The 15,217-nt window shown below is 59.4% G+C and carries 16 protein-coding genes; 9 read left to right on the forward strand and 7 right to left on the reverse strand.

Annotation, left to right across the window (positions count from 1 at the left end; translation table 11 throughout):
- Positions 1 to 42: 42 nt before the first annotated feature.
- Complete coding sequence (locus tag WNY61_RS18000; protein ID WP_342852825.1) at positions 43 to 561, reverse strand: hypothetical protein; 519 nt, start codon at positions 559 to 561, stop codon at positions 43 to 45.
- A 125-nt stretch (positions 562 to 686) separates the two neighbouring features.
- Here WNY61_RS18000 and WNY61_RS18005 point away from each other — a divergent pair, with 125 nt between their 5' ends.
- Complete coding sequence (locus WNY61_RS18005; protein ID WP_007119716.1) at positions 687 to 1,097, forward strand: SufE family protein; 411 nt, start codon at positions 687 to 689, stop codon at positions 1,095 to 1,097.
- A 3-nt stretch (positions 1,098 to 1,100) separates the two neighbouring features.
- Here WNY61_RS18005 and WNY61_RS18010 read toward each other — a convergent pair whose 3' ends face one another.
- Together WNY61_RS18010 and WNY61_RS18015 are read right to left on the reverse strand one after the other, a co-directional pair.
- The gene (locus tag WNY61_RS18010; RefSeq protein WP_342852826.1) at positions 1,101 to 1,745 is read right to left on the reverse strand and encodes a DUF1638 domain-containing protein; all 645 of its coding nucleotides are present in this window, start codon (positions 1,743 to 1,745) and stop codon (positions 1,101 to 1,103) included.
- Positions 1,746 to 1,795: 50 nt separating this feature from the next.
- The gene (locus WNY61_RS18015) at positions 1,796 to 2,494 is read right to left on the reverse strand and encodes a B12-binding domain-containing protein (protein ID WP_342852827.1); all 699 of its coding nucleotides are present in this window, start codon (positions 2,492 to 2,494) and stop codon (positions 1,796 to 1,798) included.
- A gap of 202 nt (positions 2,495 to 2,696) precedes the next feature.
- Here WNY61_RS18015 and WNY61_RS18020 point away from each other — a divergent pair, with 202 nt between their 5' ends.
- Positions 2,697 to 3,773: a PA0069 family radical SAM protein gene (locus tag WNY61_RS18020; RefSeq protein WP_342852828.1), complete on the forward strand. Its 1,077-nt coding sequence runs from the start codon at positions 2,697 to 2,699 to the stop codon at positions 3,771 to 3,773.
- 4 nt (positions 3,774 to 3,777) lie between these two features.
- On the opposite strand, the gene bmt is transcribed toward WNY61_RS18020, so the two are convergent.
- Together bmt and WNY61_RS18030 are read right to left on the reverse strand one after the other, a co-directional pair.
- Entirely contained in the window at positions 3,778 to 4,791 is a 1,014-nt protein-coding gene (bmt, locus tag WNY61_RS18025) for a betaine--homocysteine S-methyltransferase (RefSeq protein WP_342852829.1), read from the reverse strand.
- A 132-nt stretch (positions 4,792 to 4,923) separates the two neighbouring features.
- Positions 4,924 to 5,241: a DUF1476 domain-containing protein gene (locus tag WNY61_RS18030; RefSeq protein ID WP_342852830.1), complete on the reverse strand. Its 318-nt coding sequence runs from the start codon at positions 5,239 to 5,241 to the stop codon at positions 4,924 to 4,926.
- Positions 5,242 to 5,408: 167 nt separating this feature from the next.
- Between WNY61_RS18030 and purC the strand changes: the two genes are divergently transcribed.
- The 5 genes from purC to WNY61_RS18055 are packed head-to-tail and all read left to right on the forward strand — an operon-like array spanning position 5,409 to position 10,253.
- Complete coding sequence (gene purC / locus WNY61_RS18035; protein WP_007119710.1) at positions 5,409 to 6,170, forward strand: phosphoribosylaminoimidazolesuccinocarboxamide synthase; 762 nt, start codon at positions 5,409 to 5,411, stop codon at positions 6,168 to 6,170.
- A gap of 48 nt (positions 6,171 to 6,218) precedes the next feature.
- Positions 6,219 to 6,449 (forward strand): phosphoribosylformylglycinamidine synthase subunit PurS, encoded by a 231-nt coding sequence (purS, locus tag WNY61_RS18040; RefSeq protein ID WP_007119709.1) that lies wholly within the window; start codon positions 6,219 to 6,221, stop codon positions 6,447 to 6,449.
- A complete protein-coding gene (gene purQ / locus WNY61_RS18045; RefSeq protein WP_342852832.1) occupies positions 6,449 to 7,117 on the forward strand; it encodes a phosphoribosylformylglycinamidine synthase subunit PurQ in 669 nt (222 codons plus the stop codon). Before purS ends, purQ begins: the two co-directional genes overlap by 1 nt.
- A gap of 36 nt (positions 7,118 to 7,153) precedes the next feature.
- Entirely contained in the window at positions 7,154 to 8,914 is a 1,761-nt protein-coding gene (locus tag WNY61_RS18050; RefSeq protein WP_342852834.1) for an ATP-binding protein, read from the forward strand.
- A gap of 4 nt (positions 8,915 to 8,918) precedes the next feature.
- Positions 8,919 to 10,253, forward strand: a complete 1,335-nt coding sequence (locus tag WNY61_RS18055) for a sigma-54 dependent transcriptional regulator (protein WP_342852836.1) — start codon at positions 8,919 to 8,921, stop codon at positions 10,251 to 10,253.
- 31 nt (positions 10,254 to 10,284) lie between these two features.
- Here WNY61_RS18055 and WNY61_RS18060 read toward each other — a convergent pair whose 3' ends face one another.
- Positions 10,285 to 10,575, reverse strand: coding sequence for a hypothetical protein (locus tag WNY61_RS18060; protein ID WP_342852837.1), 291 nt, complete (start codon positions 10,573 to 10,575; stop codon positions 10,285 to 10,287).
- A 556-nt stretch (positions 10,576 to 11,131) separates the two neighbouring features.
- Between WNY61_RS18060 and WNY61_RS18065 the strand changes: the two genes are divergently transcribed.
- Positions 11,132 to 14,041, forward strand: a complete 2,910-nt coding sequence (locus WNY61_RS18065) for an Rne/Rng family ribonuclease (RefSeq protein WP_342852838.1) — start codon at positions 11,132 to 11,134, stop codon at positions 14,039 to 14,041.
- Positions 14,042 to 14,139: 98 nt separating this feature from the next.
- Here WNY61_RS18065 and WNY61_RS18070 read toward each other — a convergent pair whose 3' ends face one another.
- Complete coding sequence (locus tag WNY61_RS18070) at positions 14,140 to 14,367, reverse strand: sulfurtransferase TusA family protein (RefSeq protein ID WP_342852839.1); 228 nt, start codon at positions 14,365 to 14,367, stop codon at positions 14,140 to 14,142.
- Between the two features lie 91 nt (positions 14,368 to 14,458).
- Here WNY61_RS18070 and WNY61_RS18075 point away from each other — a divergent pair, with 91 nt between their 5' ends.
- Positions 14,459 to 15,211, forward strand: coding sequence for a cytochrome c biogenesis protein CcdA (locus tag WNY61_RS18075; RefSeq protein WP_342852841.1), 753 nt, complete (start codon positions 14,459 to 14,461; stop codon positions 15,209 to 15,211).
- The last annotated feature ends 6 nt before the right edge of the window (positions 15,212 to 15,217 follow it).

Consider the following 15,217-nt stretch of genomic DNA (forward strand, 5'->3'; position numbering starts at 1 on the left):
GCCCGATTGGGGCGGCTCTTTTCGACACTACGCGGCGTAGCCTTAGCGGCGCGATACCAGCGTGTTCATCTGTCCTTCAACGCGAATCTCCCGCACACCGCTCAGCGTCTGATTGGTCAGACGGCGCGCGGCGATCACTTCGCGGGTGGGATTGCTGCCTTGCGGGGTTGCTTTGTCGGGGCGCATCCCTTCCAGACGGTAGGTCAGCACCCCATCTACGGGCTGTTCGTCAAGCGTCGCAGGTGTCAGACGCACCGCATAGATGCCCTGCCGCGCGGCCAGCCCGGTGGCCCGCAGGATCGCACCGCCCGGCACCGGCTCAATGGTCAGGTCGGTGATCTGCTCAAAGGGGCGGCCCTCATAAGTGTCGACCTTAACCGCGCGTTTGGCAAACAGTCCGCTACGCTGTGGAATCAACGGATTAGCGTTTTCCTCAGAGGCCGCCGGGACCGAACGCGAAGGGCCGAACCAATTCATCGGATTGATGCGGCTGTCACGCACCGTGCCGCAGGCGGATACCAAAAGGGTCGAGGCCAAAAGAGCGAGGAGTGTCTTGCGCATGGGATCCGCCGTTAAGTTAACTTGTCTTGTGCTACCGCATCACGCCAGCCATGGGAAGGGGGTGGACCTTTGCGCATCGGCATCCTACCTGTCAGGCAGTGAAATTCACCAAAGAGAGTGTACCAATGGCCACGCCCGCCTTTGAAGAACTGGTCGAAGATTTCGAGTTTTTGGAAGACTGGGAAGACCGCTATCGCCATGTGATCGACCTTGGCAAAGCGATGGACCCACTGGCTGAGCCTCTGCGCGTGCCTGCGACCAAAGTGGACGGCTGTGCCAGTCAGGTCTGGCTGCATGCGCAGTTCGACGGTGGGAAACTGCATTTCGACGGGGCCAGTGATGCGATGATCGTGTCGGGATTGATCGCGGTATTGCGCAGGCTGTTCAACGGGTTGGCGCCTGCCGAAGTTGGCAAAGTCGACGCAAAAGCGGAGTTGGGGCGGTTGGGATTGAACGACCACCTTTCGGCGCAACGTTCCAACGGGCTGCGGGCGATGATTGAACGCATCCGCGAAACGGCTGCACAAGAAGCGTAACGGCTAGAGACCGCGCAGCGCAGTCTCCAGATCCCCATAGCCGGTAAAACGTCGTTCGAAGGCGAGACCCAAACGGTCAGCGCACTCACGCGCCTTTTCAGTGAGTGCCGGATTGTCGGTCTGCGCCTGATAGACGAGTTTTTCGTAATTGCCAAAATACATATCGCGCAGTTCAGGATGCCGGTCGAGCCCCATAGGTTTGATAATGAACGCCTCAAACTGCCGCACCAGAAAATCGGTGAGGTAGAAGGTGGTGATCTCATCTTCTGAGGTTTTGGCGAAGCTCTCGTTGCCTTGGAAGAAGCTATAGCAATGTGGCCCTGCGACCATCTGTACGCCCATCTCTTCGCAGGCCCGTTCCAGCCCGCCGCCCGTCCCGCAATCGGCATAGACGACAAAGAAGTCATCATAGTCCGCGCGGTGCTTCGCGACCGTCTCGCGCACCGCTTGGGTGATCTTTTCGGGGTAGAGATGGTATTTCGCAGGCAAGCAGGTCAGATCCAGGTGGGTCCAGCCGTTCGCGGCTTTCAAATCCAGTATCTCACGGGCCAGTGCACCGCAGGCGATCAGCAAGATGCGGCCCGCGCGGGTGGGCGCGAGCCCCTCTTGGGTGAGGGTCCGATCGTCTGGAAGGTTGCTGTCGCTCATAGCGTCACCATCGCATGTCATCGACGCCAACGCAAAGCAGGGACGGCAGGTCAGGCGTTGGCAGAATTATGTTTCCGGCCCATCCAGTCTTTCGCTGTTTCCACTGCGACCGCTGCATCGCGGCAATAGGCGTCAGCGCCAATGGCTTTGCCGAACTCTTCGTTCAGCGGTGCACCACCGACCAGCACGATATAGTCATCGCGCTTGCCCTGTTCGATCAGCGTGTCGATCACAACTTTCATATAGGGCATGGTCGTGGTCAGCAGGGCGGACATGCCGAGGATGTCGGCCTGTTCCGTCTCAAGCGCTTCTAGATAGGCTTCGACCGCGTTGTTGATGCCCAGATCGACAACTTCGAAACCCGCGCCTTCCATCATCATGCCGACGAGGTTTTTGCCGATGTCGTGGATGTCGCCTTTGACCGTGCCGATAACCATTTTGCCCACCCGAGGCGCGCCGGTTTCGGCCAAGAGCGGTTTGAGGATGGCCATACCGCCCTTCATTGCGTTGGCCGCCAGCAGCACTTCGGGCACAAAGAGGATACCATCGCGGAAATCCGCGCCCACGATGGTCATGCCACCAACCAACGCTTTGGTTAAGACTTCGTAGGGTTCCCAGCCGCGACCGAGCAAGATTTGAACGGCCTCTTCGATCTCTTCTTTAAGACCATCATAGAGGTCATCGAACATTTGTTGGACAAGTTCTTCGTCGTCCAACTCGGCCAGGATGATATCGTCTTCTTCTGACATGGTGTTTCCTTCTGCTGGGCGTGCAGGTGCATGACACTTGGGCCCTTGTCTCACGGAACGTTTGCGCCGGGGTCGCGGTTTGCGACATCGGCCGCGCCTTGCGCGACGCCTTGGCGGCAAACTACTGCTTTTTGCGGTGTAAGGACAAGGTGTTGAGGGGGAGATACTTGCTGATGTTCGCGCAATGTTCTAACCTTCTTTCATGGATAGGGAAGACCAGCGATTCCGCGTGCTTGGCCGCGCGGCAGGCAGCAATGATGCGGGCCGGTTTGAGCGTCATGCCCGCGTGGCGGAAGATGACGGTTGGACCCGCGAAGACGAGCTTCCGGTGCTGCGAACCCAGACCAGCATCGAAGTGCCGCGCAAGGTTATCACCTACAACCGCTCACCGGATCTGCCTTTTGATCGGTCTATCAACCCGTACCGCGGCTGCGAGCATGGCTGCGTCTATTGTTTTGCGCGGCCCAGCCACGCCTATCTTGGCCTGTCGCCGGGGCTCGATTTTGAAACGCAATTGATCGCCCGCCCCGACGCGCCACGGGTTCTGGCGCGGGAACTGCACGCGAAACGCTATGAGGTCGCGCCCATCGCCATCGGCACCAATACCGACCCGTATCAGCCAATTGAAAAGACCCACGGCATCATGCGTGAATGCCTTAAGGTGCTGTCAGAGTTCAATCACCCGGTGGCGATTGTCACCAAAGGCAGCCTGATCGAGCGTGACATTGACATTCTGAGCGATATGGCCGAGCGGGGTCTCGCAGCAGTGGGGATTTCGGTGACCACGCTCGATGCCCGCCTCAGCCGGTTGATGGAGCCGCGCGCGCCAGCGCCGCAGCGGCGGTTGCAGGTGATCCGGAAGCTGTCAGAGGCTGGGGTGCCGGTACGGATCATGGCCTCTCCGATGGTCCCGGCGCTAACTGATCCAGAGTTGGAGGCGATCCTGACCGCTGGTCGCGATGCCGGGGCGCGTCATGCCAGTTGGATCATGCTGCGTTTGCCGCGGGAGGTTTCGCCGCTGGTGCAAGAGTGGCTCGCCACTCATTACCCCGACCGTGCTGAGCGGATCATGGGGCGGCTGCGCGATATGCATGGTGGGAAGGAATACGATGCGAGCTGGCATAAACGCATGCGGGGCGAGGGGCCCTATGCGCAGATGGTGGCGCAGCGTTTTGATTTAGCAGTCAAACGTTTGGGGCTGACCCGCGCAGGCGTGCCGCTGCGCTGCGATCTGTTTCGACCGCCCTCCGAAAAGGGCGATCAACTGAGCTTGTTCTGAGCGTTCAGCCCCGGCGACGGCCCCGGCGCGGGGCACGCACTGGGCCTTGACCGTCGGTTCCATCGCTCTCTGACGAGAACTCGCCGATCTCTTCGCGGATCTGCTCCAGCGTCGGGGCCGGGCCTTTTTCGGTGCTGTCGAGGGCGTCGCGCATTGCCACCAGATGCTCGGGCAGGGTGCCGCAGCAGCCGCCGATGATGCTCGCACCCGCGTCACGCGCCATAGTCGCATAGCGTGCCATCAACTCAGGCGTGCCGTCATAGTGAATATGGCCTTCAACGTATTTCGGAATGCCCGCGTTGCCCTTGGAAATGATCGGCAACGTGCCATTCTTGGCGGCGAAACCGAGCACCGTGCGCAGCAGGTCCGATGCGCCCGTGCCGCAGTTGGCACCGTAAGCCAGCGGTGTGTTGTCCAGCCCATGCACCATGTCGACCATGCCTTCGGAGGTCAGGCCCATCATCGTGCGGCCCGCGGTGTCAAAGCTCATCGTGCCGCACCACGGCAGGCCCGCCAGCGCGAAGCCTTCGGCGGCGGCGCGGTATTCTTCGGGGGCGCTGATCGTTTCCAGCCAACCAATGTCGGCACCGCCTGCCTTGAGGCCATCAGCGGTCTCATGGAACATCTCAACGGCGAGGGAGTGGGACAGGGTGCCGACCGGCTCCATGATCTCACCCGTGGGGCCAACGGAGCCTGCCACAATGACTTTGCGTTCTGCGGTATCAGCCACCTCGCGCGCCAGTTCGGCGGAGACGCGGCTCAATTCATGCACCCGCTTTTCGGCGCCGTGAAGCTTGAGCCGCGAGGCATTGGCCCCAAAGGAGTTGGTCAGAAACAGATCACTGCCCGAATCCACCGCGAAACGGTAAAGCTTGATGATCTTTTTCGGCTCATCGGTATTCCACATCTCGGGCGCGTCGCCTGACATCAGCCCCATGTTGAACAGATTGGTGCCCGTGGCCCCATCCGCGAGCAATGTGCCCTTTTCAGCCAAAAGATCGGTGAATGCGTTGCTCATGGGGGCTCCTGTAGGGTCTGGGAATTTCGCCTGATGTCATGATGCCACTATGGGGGCAATCTCATAATATTCATCTTCATTATGAGGGCAGGCGGGAAGGGTACCCCGGCGCGTGGCCGGGGTGGCGGAGGGTTACTTGGTCTCGCTCATCAGTTGCGCTTTGGCTTCTGCCATCAGCGCCTGCATCTTGGCGCGGATCGTTGCCTCATCGGCGCGGTCGCCTAGATCGCCCGAGACTTTGCGATAAACATCCTCGTCTCCCGCTTCTTCGAAATCAGATTTTACCACCTCTTTGGCGTAGTCATCGGCATCGCTGCCGGATTTGCCTAAAAGTTCAGCAGCCCAAAGGCCCAAGAGTTTGTTGCGGCGCGCATCGGCGCGGAACTGCATCTCAGCATCATGTGCGAATTTGCTTTCAAAGGCATTTTCACGTTCGTCAAACTTGCTCATAGCGGGTCTCCGATTGCTGGTGTTACTCTAATCATATGCGGTCGCCTCCGCGTTCTCACAAGTGGCGCGTCAAAGGTGACGGGCCATGCTTGCAGCAGCGGGGTGGTTGCACTAAGAGAAGCGCAAGCGGCGGGGATGTTCCCGGCCCCCTGTTGGAAAGGATGCCCATGGCCCGGCGCAACAAGATCTACGAAGGCAAGGCAAAGATCCTCTATGAAGGTCCTGAGCCCGGTACCATCGTGCAATATTTCAAAGACGATGCCACCGCCTTTAACGCCGAGAAGAAAGCCACGATCGAGGGCAAGGGCGTGTTGAACAACCGCCTGTCCGAGTTCTTTATGACCGGGCTGAACAACATCGGCGTGCCGACGCATTTCATCAAACGCCTGAACATGCGCGAACAGCTCGTGCGGCAGGTTGAGATCATTCCGTTGGAAGTGATTGTGCGCAACTACGCCGCCGGCTCCATGTCCAAGCGTCTTGGCATCGAAGAGGGCACGCAACTGCCGCGCCCGATTGTTGAGTATTGCTACAAAGACGACGCGCTTGGTGATCCGCTGGTCACCGAAGAGCATATCGCCGCCTTTGGCTGGGCCACCCAGCAAGACATGGACGATATCCTGAGCCTCGCGCTGCGGGTCAACGACTTCATGTCGGGCGTGATGATGGCCGTCGGCATCAAGCTGGTGGACTTCAAGATTGAGATTGGCCGCGTCTATGACGGTGATTTCCAGCGCTTGATCGTCGCCGATGAGATCAGCCCCGACAGCTGCCGCCTGTGGGACATTGAGACGGGCCAGAAGCTCGACAAAGATGTGTTCCGCCGGGATCTAGGCTCGCTCACCGATGCCTATACCGAAGTGGCCAAACGTCTGGGCGTGATGCCGAAAAACAATCAGCCGGTGACCAAGCCGACGTTGATCAACTAACGCGGCTTCGCCGTTTAATTTGCAGAAGTTACAAAGGGGTGTCGCGCCATGAAAGCACGGGTGCATGTGATGCTGAAGAACGGGGTGCTCGACCCTCAGGGCGAAGCTGTCCGCCACGCGCTCGGAGCCTTGGGCTTTGACGGGGTGAATGGTGTGCGTCAGGGCAAGGTGATCGAGTTGGACCTTGCCGAGGGCACGTCTGAGGCCGAAGTGACCGCCATGTGCGAAAAGCTCTTGGCCAATACGGTGATCGAATCCTATTCGGTGGAGCTGGCCTGATGCACGCAGCGGTAGTTGTCTTTCCCGGGTCCAATTGCGACCGCGACCTTGCCGTGGCTTTCAAAGCCGCGGGCGCCAAGGTTTCCATGGTCTGGCACAAGGACAGCGAACTGCCGCAAGGCGTTGATATCGTAGGGATCCCCGGCGGGTTCTCCTATGGGGATTACCTGCGCTGCGGGGCGATTGCCGCGAATTCCCCGATCTGTCGCACTGTGGCGGCTCATGCAGAGCGTGGCGGCTATGTGCTGGGCATTTGCAACGGCTTTCAGGTGCTGACGGAAACCGGCCTTCTGCCTGGCGCGCTGCTGCGCAATGCTGGACTGAAATACATCTGCAAGACCGTGGGTCTTAAGGTTGAGACCACAGCCAGCGATTACACCAGCGGCTACGACGCCGGTCAGGTGATCAACATTCCGATCGCGCACCATGATGGTAATTACTTCGCCGATGATGAGACCATCGCGAAATTGCGCGGCGAAGATCGTGTCGCTTTCAGCTATGCCGAGAACCCGAATGGCGCGCGTGATGATATCGCGGGCATTCTATCGGAAAACCGGCGCGTGCTGGGCATGATGCCGCACCCTGAGCGGGCAGCCGAAGCGGCACATGGCAACACCGACGGGGCGGCGCTCTTTCGCGCATTGACCGGCGCGCTGCAGACTGCCTGACTTGAGTGCATCGCGCGTAAGGCGTAGGTTGTCGTGATGAGCGATGCATCCCGTCCCGAACGCAGCAGTATGGCCGTATCTTGGCGGGTGCGGTTTGCAATTGCGTCGCTGATGATTTTGGCGGTGGTGACGATTTCGATCACCAACAAACTGCTGACCGACCGTTTTACCGAAAGCACCCGCAACCGGGCAGAGTTGCGGATCGCGCTCTACAGCGGCAACCTGCTCGCAGAGTTGCGGCAAAACGCCATCGTGCCACAGCTTCTGGCGCGGGATCCCACGTTGATCGGTGCGCTGCAGTCGGCGGATTATTCGCTGTCGACGCAGCGGCTTATCTCCTTCGTAGAGGAGATCGGCGCGGCGTCATTGATGCTTTATGACATCGACGGGCGCACGGTGGCTGCGACGGACCGCAACCGCCTCGGCTCAGCACATAAATCCGAGCCGTATTTTGTCGATGCCATCCGCTCCAACGCCACGATTTTCTCGACCATTCAGCGTGAACAGGGGGGCTACCGTTTCCTCTATTCAAGGCGAATGCAATCGGGGGGGGAGACGCTTGGGGTGATTGCCGTCGAGGTCGATCTGCAAAAGTTCGAGCGGGCGTGGGCTGGGATCTCTGACGCGGTCATCGTGATGGACAGCACTGGCGAGATCATTCTGGCAACCGAACCCCGCTGGCGGGGTCTGACAGAGCCTGAAGCACTGGCCAACCACACGCCGCAAAGTGCTATCGAGCGCGCCATTCAGGCCACGACGGATTGGACGGCGCTGCCGCCTGATGCCTATTTGCAGGGCGAAGCGGTGATGCGCCTCGAAAACCGGATACCGTTCCGGGGCTGGCGCATGAGCAGCTACACCACCTATGCCTCGGTTCGGGAAAAAGTGAACGGCGTCTTGGCGCTGGAGGTGATGGGCTTTGCAATCCTGCTTGCCCTGGCATTCTACTTCCTCAGCCGCCGCACCGCCGGGAGGCTGGCTATATTCCAACGAGAATCGGCCAAACTGCGCGCGCTGAACCTTGCCCTCCAACGTGAGATTGCTGAGCGCAAGCGGGTGCAACAGACCCTCGCAGTGGCGGAGCAGACGCTTGAGCAATCGTCAAAACTGGCCGCTTTGGGGGAAATGTCCGCCGCCGTGAGCCACGAGTTGAATCAACCGCTTGCGGCGATGAAAACCTATCTGGCGGGTGCCCGGCTGTTGTTAAAGCGGAACCGGCAGGACGAGGCGCTCTCGTCTTTTGGTCGCATCGACGATCTGATTGAGCGTATGGGCGCGATCACACGACAGCTTAAATCCTATGCCCGTAAGGGGCAGGAGGCGTTCTCTCCGGTGGATATGGGGGCGGCGCTGGCGTCTTCACTGTCGATGATGGAGCCGCAGTTGCGCCAGCGGCAGGTTCAGATCAGTCGAATTCTACCCGACAATCCCGTTCTGGTGATGGGAGACCGTATGCGGATCGAACAAGTTATGGTAAACTTGCTAAGAAACGCATTGGACGCGACTAAATCGGAACGAAACCCGCAGGTAGACATTATACTATCAGCGGGGGAGACGGCGACATTGACCGTGCGCGACAATGGTCCGGGTATTGAGGATTTAGACGCGCTGTTCGAACCTTTCTACACGACCAAACAGCCCGGCGATGGTGTGGGGCTGGGTCTTGCCATTTCATCGGGGATCGTAAACGACCTTGGTGGACGGCTCATGGCGCGCAACGGACAGAACGGTGGCGCTGTTTTTGAAATGCAGCTGCCTATATTGGCAGATGAAACGAAGATTGAAGCGGCGGAGTAAACGCATGGCTCAGGCAATGAAAATCGCGATTGTAGATGATGAACGGGACATGCGGCAGTCGATCAGCCAGTGGCTGGCTCTGTCAGGCTATGACACTGAAACCTTCGGCAGCGCCGAAGATGCGCTGAAAACGTTGGGGCCGGATTATCCGGGCATCGTCATCTCCGACATTAAGATGCCGGGCATGGACGGGATGCAATTCCTGAAAAAACTGATGGGCAGCGACTCGGCCCTGCCGGTCATCATGATCACCGGCCATGGCGATGTGCCGATGGCAGTTGAAGCGATGCGCGTCGGCGCGTTCGACTTCCTTGAAAAACCTTTTAACCCCGACCGGATGAGCGAGCTGGCTAAGAAAGCCACCAATGCGCGTCGTCTGGTGATGGACAACCGCGCTTTGCGGCGTGAACTGTCCGATGGCGGCCAACTGATGAAAAAGCTGATCGGGCAGTCGCCAGTAATGGAACGGTTGCGCGAGGATATCCTGGATCTAGGGCAGGCCGATGGTCACGTACTGATCGACGGTGAGACCGGGACCGGTAAGACTTTGGTGGCCCATGCGCTCCATGCAGTTGGCAGCCGCGCAGGTAAGAAGTTTGTCCTCGTATCCTGTGGCGCGTTGGAAGAAGACGCGCTGGCGAAACGGCTTTTTGGCCCGATGCAGCCTGAGGATGCACAGCTGCCCGCGATAGAAGAAGCGCGCGGTGGAACGCTGGTGTTGGAAGACATCGAAGCGCTATCTGAGAGCCTGCAGGCACGTTTGCTCAGCGCTATTAACGAGCAGGGCACACCAGCCGAGACGCGAATCGTTGCGATCTCAAACCTGCAAGAGGCGGGCCGCACATCTGAAGACGCACTACGCTCTGACCTCTTCTACCGTCTGGCGGCGCTACGCATTACCGTACCACCGCTGCGCCAGCGGGGCGAAGACATCCTGACGCTTTTCACCCGCCTGAGCGATCAGTTCGCGGATGAATACGGGTGCGACGCACCGCAGGTCTCGGCCCAAGAGGCCGCGCAACTGTTGCAGGCCCCTTGGCCCGGCAATGTGCGCCAACTGATCAACGTGGCCGAACGCGCGGTGCTGCAATCGCGCCGTGGGTCGGGCACGATTGCATCGCTGTTGATGAGTGACCATGACGAGATGCAGCCGGTGATGACCACCGAAGGTAAGCCGTTGAAAGAATACGTCGAAGCCTTTGAGCGCATGTTGATCGACAATACCATGCGCCGTCACAAAGGCTCTATCGCCAGCGTTATGGATGAGCTTTGCCTGCCGCGCCGGACCTTGAACGAGAAGATGGCCAAATATGGATTGCAGCGGTCAGACTACCTCTGAACGCGCCTGTGATCTTTGAGGGCAGCGCGGCTTAACCGCTGCGCTGCTCTGCGATCTCAATGGCTTTGCCGTTCTGATCGGTGATGCATGACCAGCTTGCAGCCCCGGGTACATTCACCACATAGCGGTAAAGTTCGACGATTGGCCGGCTGGTGTTGATCGCGACGCCGGATGTGCCGGTCTGTTGACCTACCGCTGCCACACAGCTTTTTTGCCCACGCAGGTTTGCCAATGCTGCCGGGTCGTCGGCCACGGCGATCTCGTCGCAGGCGGCAAGGCCAAAAAAGGTTAGACACAGCGCCGGGCGCAGAAATTTTTGCATGGGATGCGGTCCTTCAAGACTGGGGGCCGCACGGCGCGGCAAGGCATATCTATTGCGTCACTCCAGCAGGAGCCTCGGCGACAGTCTGAATGTTTCCAAGCGCATCCAGCTTGTCAACCGAGCCAAGTTAAACCGCATTTGACTGTTGCTCTTTCGATTGACCATTGTGTTTCACCCCCTAAAGCCCTTAACTAACCGGATAAGTCCCGTAACGCCCGACTGGCGTATGACGACTTTTGACAGTTTCGCTGCTGCGTCACTCCGACACCGGGGGGCAGGCAGACCGATTGGGCCGGAAACGGCCGAAGAACCGCTGATATTCGCAAGGGCTAGCCCGACCGAAGCACAGCTAAATTAATGGATGCAAGCGGTGCGACAAGCCCTTGTGTCGGAGAAGAACCGCGATGACGCGCGCAGTTGCTCAGAGCAGACAGACCGGGGCCAGCACTGGCCTCGCTGTTGTTGCCGCGTCCTCCATCGCCCTGACAAGTCACACCTCCCAGCCCGATGCCCCACCAGGGGCCTTCCGCGCGCGGGTGCTGTGCATAATGGATCTATGTCTAAGAAAATGCTTATCGATGCCACCCACGCCGAGGAAACTCGCGTTGTGGTCGTGGATGGAAACAAGGTCGAGGAATTCGATTTTGAATCAGAAAACAAACGCCAGCTTGCCGGCAATATTTATCTAGCCAAGGTTACGCGCGTTGAGCCGTCCCTTCAGGCGGCCTTTGTGGATTATGGCGGCAACCGTCATGGCTTCCTCGCATTCTCGGAAATTCACCCCGATTATTACCAGATTCCCGTGGCCGACCGACAGGCGCTGCTGGAAGAAGAGCGCGCCTATGCTGAGGCACAAGCCGCCAAGGATGAGGATGACGAAAAGCCCAAACGCACCCGCTCTCGTTCGCGTGGCCGGTCCAAAAGCCAAGCCGCTGAGACCAACAGTGATGATGCAGTAGCCACGTCCGAGGTTTCCGACGAAAGCAGCGACCAGATCGCCGGGATGGAAACGGTTGACCTCGACAGCGAAGAGGGCAGTTCGCCCATGGAGCGTGTCGCAGAAACGCCTGTGGAAGAGCCCGAAGGCAACGGCGATGATGGCGACGCGTTCGAAGCAACCGACGCCACAGAAAATAACGCCAACGAGGCGAACGGCAGCGATGCCACGGCCAAGGACGATTCCATCGAATCCGTGGCTGACGAAGACGACAGCGAAGACATTCGCCCCGTGCGAAAGCCGCGCCCGCGTCGGTACAAAATCCAAGAAGTGATCAAGGTGCGCCAGATCCTTCTGGTGCAGGTCGTCAAAGAAGAGCGTGGCAACAAAGGTGCCGCACTCACGACTTACCTCAGCCTTGCTGGCCGCTACTGTGTCTTGATGCCCAACACCGCACGTGGTGGTGGCATCAGCCGCAAGATCACCAATGCCGTCGACCGCAAGAAGCTTAAGGAAATCGCGACCGAAATCGAAGTGCCGAAAGGCGCAGGCCTGATCGTGCGGACCGCCGGTGCCAAACGCACCAAGGCCGAGATCAAGCGCGATTACGAATACCTCCAGCGCCTCTGGGAGCAGATCCGCGAGCTGACGCTGAAGTCGATCGCGCCTGCCAAAATCTACGAAGAAGGCGACCTGATCAAACGCTCGATCCGCGACCTCTATAACCGCGAGATTGACGAGATTCACGTTGAAGGCGAACGCGGTTATCGCATCGCAAAGGACTTCATGAAGATGATCATGCCGTCCCACGCCAAGAACGTGAAGCTCTACAACGAAAGCCTGCCGCTGTTCGCGCGCTATCAGGTGGAAAGCTACCTGTCGGGCATGTTCAACCCCACGGTGCAACTGCCCTCGGGCGGCTATATTGTGATCGGCGTCACCGAAGCGCTGGTCGCGATTGACGTCAACTCTGGCCGGGCGACCAAAGAAGGCTCGATCGAGCAGACCGCGACCAAGACCAACCTTGAGGCCGCCGCCGAGGTGGCGCGCCAGTTGCGTCTGCGTGACCTTGCCGGGCTGATCGTCATCGACTTCATCGACATGGACGAGCGGAAAAACAACGCCGCCGTCGAAAAGATGATGAAAGACAAGCTCAAAACCGACCGCGCGCGCATTCAGGTGGGCCGCATCTCGGGCTTTGGTCTGATGGAAATGTCGCGCCAGCGTCTGCGCCCCGGTATGATCGAGGCGACCACTCAGCCTTGTCACGCCTGCCACGGCACCGGTCTGGTGCGCTCGGACGATAACCTCGCGCTGTCGATCATTCGCCAGATCGAAGAAGAGGGCACCCGCCGCCGTTCGCGCGAAGTGCTGGTGCGTGCGCCCGTGGGCATCGCCAACTTCTTGATGAACCAAAAGCGTGAACATATCGCCAATATCGAAATGCGCTATGGTATGTCTGTGCGGATCGAAGGCGACCCATCCTTGGTGAGCCCGGATTTCCACATCGAGAAGTTCAAAACTGCTACCCGCACCGTGCCGCCTGTGTCGGATCACGTCGTGTCGGTCGATACATCGTTGATGGATCAGATCGACGAGGACGAGAGCGCTGCCGAGGCTGAAGTTGAAGAGGCACCTGCCGCTCAGGACGCCAGCCAGTCCGAAGACGGGAATGGCAACGGCAACGCAAATGGCAATGGGGAAGAGGGCGATGGCGAGGGTAAATCCAAGCGCCGCCGCCGTCGTCGTCGCAGCCGAGGTGGCCGTGGCCGCAATGGTAATGGTGAGCAGCAAAATGGCGCAGAAGACCAGAACGACGGTCAGCAGCAGGACGCCGCACAATCCGATGACGCGGAAAAGAGCCAGCCGGTAGAGGCAGAGACGCCCCAAGCCGAAGGTGAAGCCGCGCCTGCTGCCGAAGAAAAGCCTAAGCCCAAGAGCCGTAGCCGGTCGCGCAAGCCCAAGGCCGAAATCGCGCCAGAGGCCGAGCCGGCGCCCGAAGCGCTTGCTGCCGCCGAGGGCGAAACGCCCAAGGTTGCCGCTGAAGCCGAGGCGGAAGAGACGCCCAAGCCCAAGGCACGACGAAGCCGTGGCAGCCGGGCCAAAAAACCTGCTGCCGATGCACTGGCAGAGGGCAATGTGACAGTCGATCCGGTGCCCACCGAAGACGCTGCCGAACCTGCAGCAAAGCCCAAGCGCCGCAGCCGCGCCAAGGCGAAACCGGTAGAGCCGGTTGCCGAAGCAACGCCTGACGCAATGGCCGACGCAGCAGCAACGCCTGACGCAATGGCTGACGTGCTGCCGACCGAAGCACCGATTGCAACGCCGGCCCCGGAAACGGCGCCGATCGCGCAAGAACCAAAGCCAGAGCCCACACCTGAGCCCGCTGCCGAGGCACCTGTTGCAGAGGCCGCAGCCGAGGCACCTGTTGCAGAGGCCGCACCTGAGCCTGCAGCCGAACAGGTGCAGGAACAGCCCGCTGAGAAGCCCAAGCCCAAACGTCGGGGCTGGTGGTCGCTGGGCAGCTAAATCACGGCGCAGAAAATAGAAACGGCGGGCCCTCAAGCCCGCCGTTTTTGATTCTCGTACGGATAAATTTCAGGGATTAGTCGCCCCGTGCTTTGCGCTTAGCCGCCTTTGGTGATGATATAGAGTTCAGCCTTACCCTCGGTCCGGGTTTCGGTCAGCTCATGCCCGGCCTCTGCACAGAAGTGCGGCACGTCAATCACGGCGGCAGGATCATCGGCAAGCATGTGCAGCTGATCGCCCAGTCCCAAAGCAACCAGTCGCTTGCGTGCTTTTAGCACAGGCAGGGGGCACAAAAGCCCTGTGGCATCTAGTTTCTCGATTTTCATAAGCTCAGTTAATCCAAGAGTTTCTCAAGGTCCACGATCTTGTGACAATATGACAGGTGACGCCGGGGCTCAGGCGGTCTAGGACTTGGGCATGTTTGATATTAGCCTCCTCGACGCTGGGCTCTTGCCCGCCATGACAATCGCCCTGATCGCCGGGATTTTCAGCTTTCTGTCGCCCTGCGTTCTGCCCATTGTGCCACCCTATCTGGCCTATATGGGCGGCGTGTCGATCAACGACATGTCCAGCCAGTCCAGCGCCCGGCGGCGCGCGGTCGTGGCGGCGCTGTTCTTCGTGCTGGGGCTGAGCACGGTCTTCATCCTTTTGGGCTTTACCGCCTCGGCTTTCGGGATGTTCTTTCTGCAGAATCAGGCGCTCTTCGCCAAAATCTCTGGCGTAGTGATTATCGTCTTCGGCCTGCATTTTGTGGGTCTGTTCCGCATTCCGTTCCTTGATCAAGAGGCGCGTTTGGACGCAGGTGATAAAGGGGGATCGAGTTTCGGCGCCTATGTTCTGGGGCTGGCTTTCGCCTTTGGCTGGACGCCTTGCATCGGCCCGCAGCTCGGCGCGATCCTGTCGCTGGCGGCAAGTGAGGCCTCAGTCTCTCGCGGGACGCTATTGTTGGGCGTCTATGCGGCAGGTCTTGGTATTCCTTTCCTATTGGCGGCGATGTTCATCACCCGCGCGATGACACTGATGAACCGGATCAAACCCCATATGAAGCTGATTGAGCGGATCATGGGCGGGCTGCTAGTACTTGTCGGTTTGGCGCTGCTGACCGGGGCGTTCACGACCTTCTCCTTCTGGCTGCTTGAGACATTTCCGATCCTCGCCACCGTGGGATAAAGCCTT

It is taken from the genome of Sulfitobacter sp. AS92, assembly GCF_038900015.1.
Taxonomy (GTDB): domain Bacteria; phylum Pseudomonadota; class Alphaproteobacteria; order Rhodobacterales; family Rhodobacteraceae; genus Sulfitobacter.

What these genes read in the sequence shown, in the direction of transcription:
- WNY61_RS18000 (WP_342852825.1), bottom strand. Translation starts at nt 561, where the DNA reads ATGCGCAAGACACTCCTCGCTCTTTTGGCCTCGACCCTTTTGGTATCC.
- WNY61_RS18005 (WP_007119716.1), top strand. Translation starts at nt 687, where the DNA reads ATGGCCACGCCCGCCTTTGAAGAACTGGTCGAAGATTTCGAGTTTTTG.
- WNY61_RS18010 (WP_342852826.1), bottom strand. Translation starts at nt 1,745, where the DNA reads ATGAGCGACAGCAACCTTCCAGACGATCGGACCCTCACCCAAGAGGGG.
- WNY61_RS18015 (WP_342852827.1), bottom strand. Translation starts at nt 2,494, where the DNA reads ATGTCAGAAGAAGACGATATCATCCTGGCCGAGTTGGACGACGAAGAA.
- WNY61_RS18020 (WP_342852828.1), top strand. Translation starts at nt 2,697, where the DNA reads ATGGATAGGGAAGACCAGCGATTCCGCGTGCTTGGCCGCGCGGCAGGC.
- bmt (WP_342852829.1), bottom strand. Translation starts at nt 4,791, where the DNA reads ATGAGCAACGCATTCACCGATCTTTTGGCTGAAAAGGGCACATTGCTC.
- WNY61_RS18030 (WP_342852830.1), bottom strand. Translation starts at nt 5,241, where the DNA reads ATGAGCAAGTTTGACGAACGTGAAAATGCCTTTGAAAGCAAATTCGCA.
- purC (WP_007119710.1), top strand. Translation starts at nt 5,409, where the DNA reads ATGGCCCGGCGCAACAAGATCTACGAAGGCAAGGCAAAGATCCTCTAT.
- purS (WP_007119709.1), top strand. Translation starts at nt 6,219, where the DNA reads ATGAAAGCACGGGTGCATGTGATGCTGAAGAACGGGGTGCTCGACCCT.
- purQ (WP_342852832.1), top strand. Translation starts at nt 6,449, where the DNA reads ATGCACGCAGCGGTAGTTGTCTTTCCCGGGTCCAATTGCGACCGCGAC.
- WNY61_RS18050 (WP_342852834.1), top strand. Translation starts at nt 7,154, where the DNA reads ATGAGCGATGCATCCCGTCCCGAACGCAGCAGTATGGCCGTATCTTGG.
- WNY61_RS18055 (WP_342852836.1), top strand. Translation starts at nt 8,919, where the DNA reads ATGGCTCAGGCAATGAAAATCGCGATTGTAGATGATGAACGGGACATG.
- WNY61_RS18060 (WP_342852837.1), bottom strand. Translation starts at nt 10,575, where the DNA reads ATGCAAAAATTTCTGCGCCCGGCGCTGTGTCTAACCTTTTTTGGCCTT.
- WNY61_RS18065 (WP_342852838.1), top strand. Translation starts at nt 11,132, where the DNA reads ATGTCTAAGAAAATGCTTATCGATGCCACCCACGCCGAGGAAACTCGC.
- WNY61_RS18070 (WP_342852839.1), bottom strand. Translation starts at nt 14,367, where the DNA reads ATGAAAATCGAGAAACTAGATGCCACAGGGCTTTTGTGCCCCCTGCCT.
- WNY61_RS18075 (WP_342852841.1), top strand. Translation starts at nt 14,459, where the DNA reads ATGTTTGATATTAGCCTCCTCGACGCTGGGCTCTTGCCCGCCATGACA.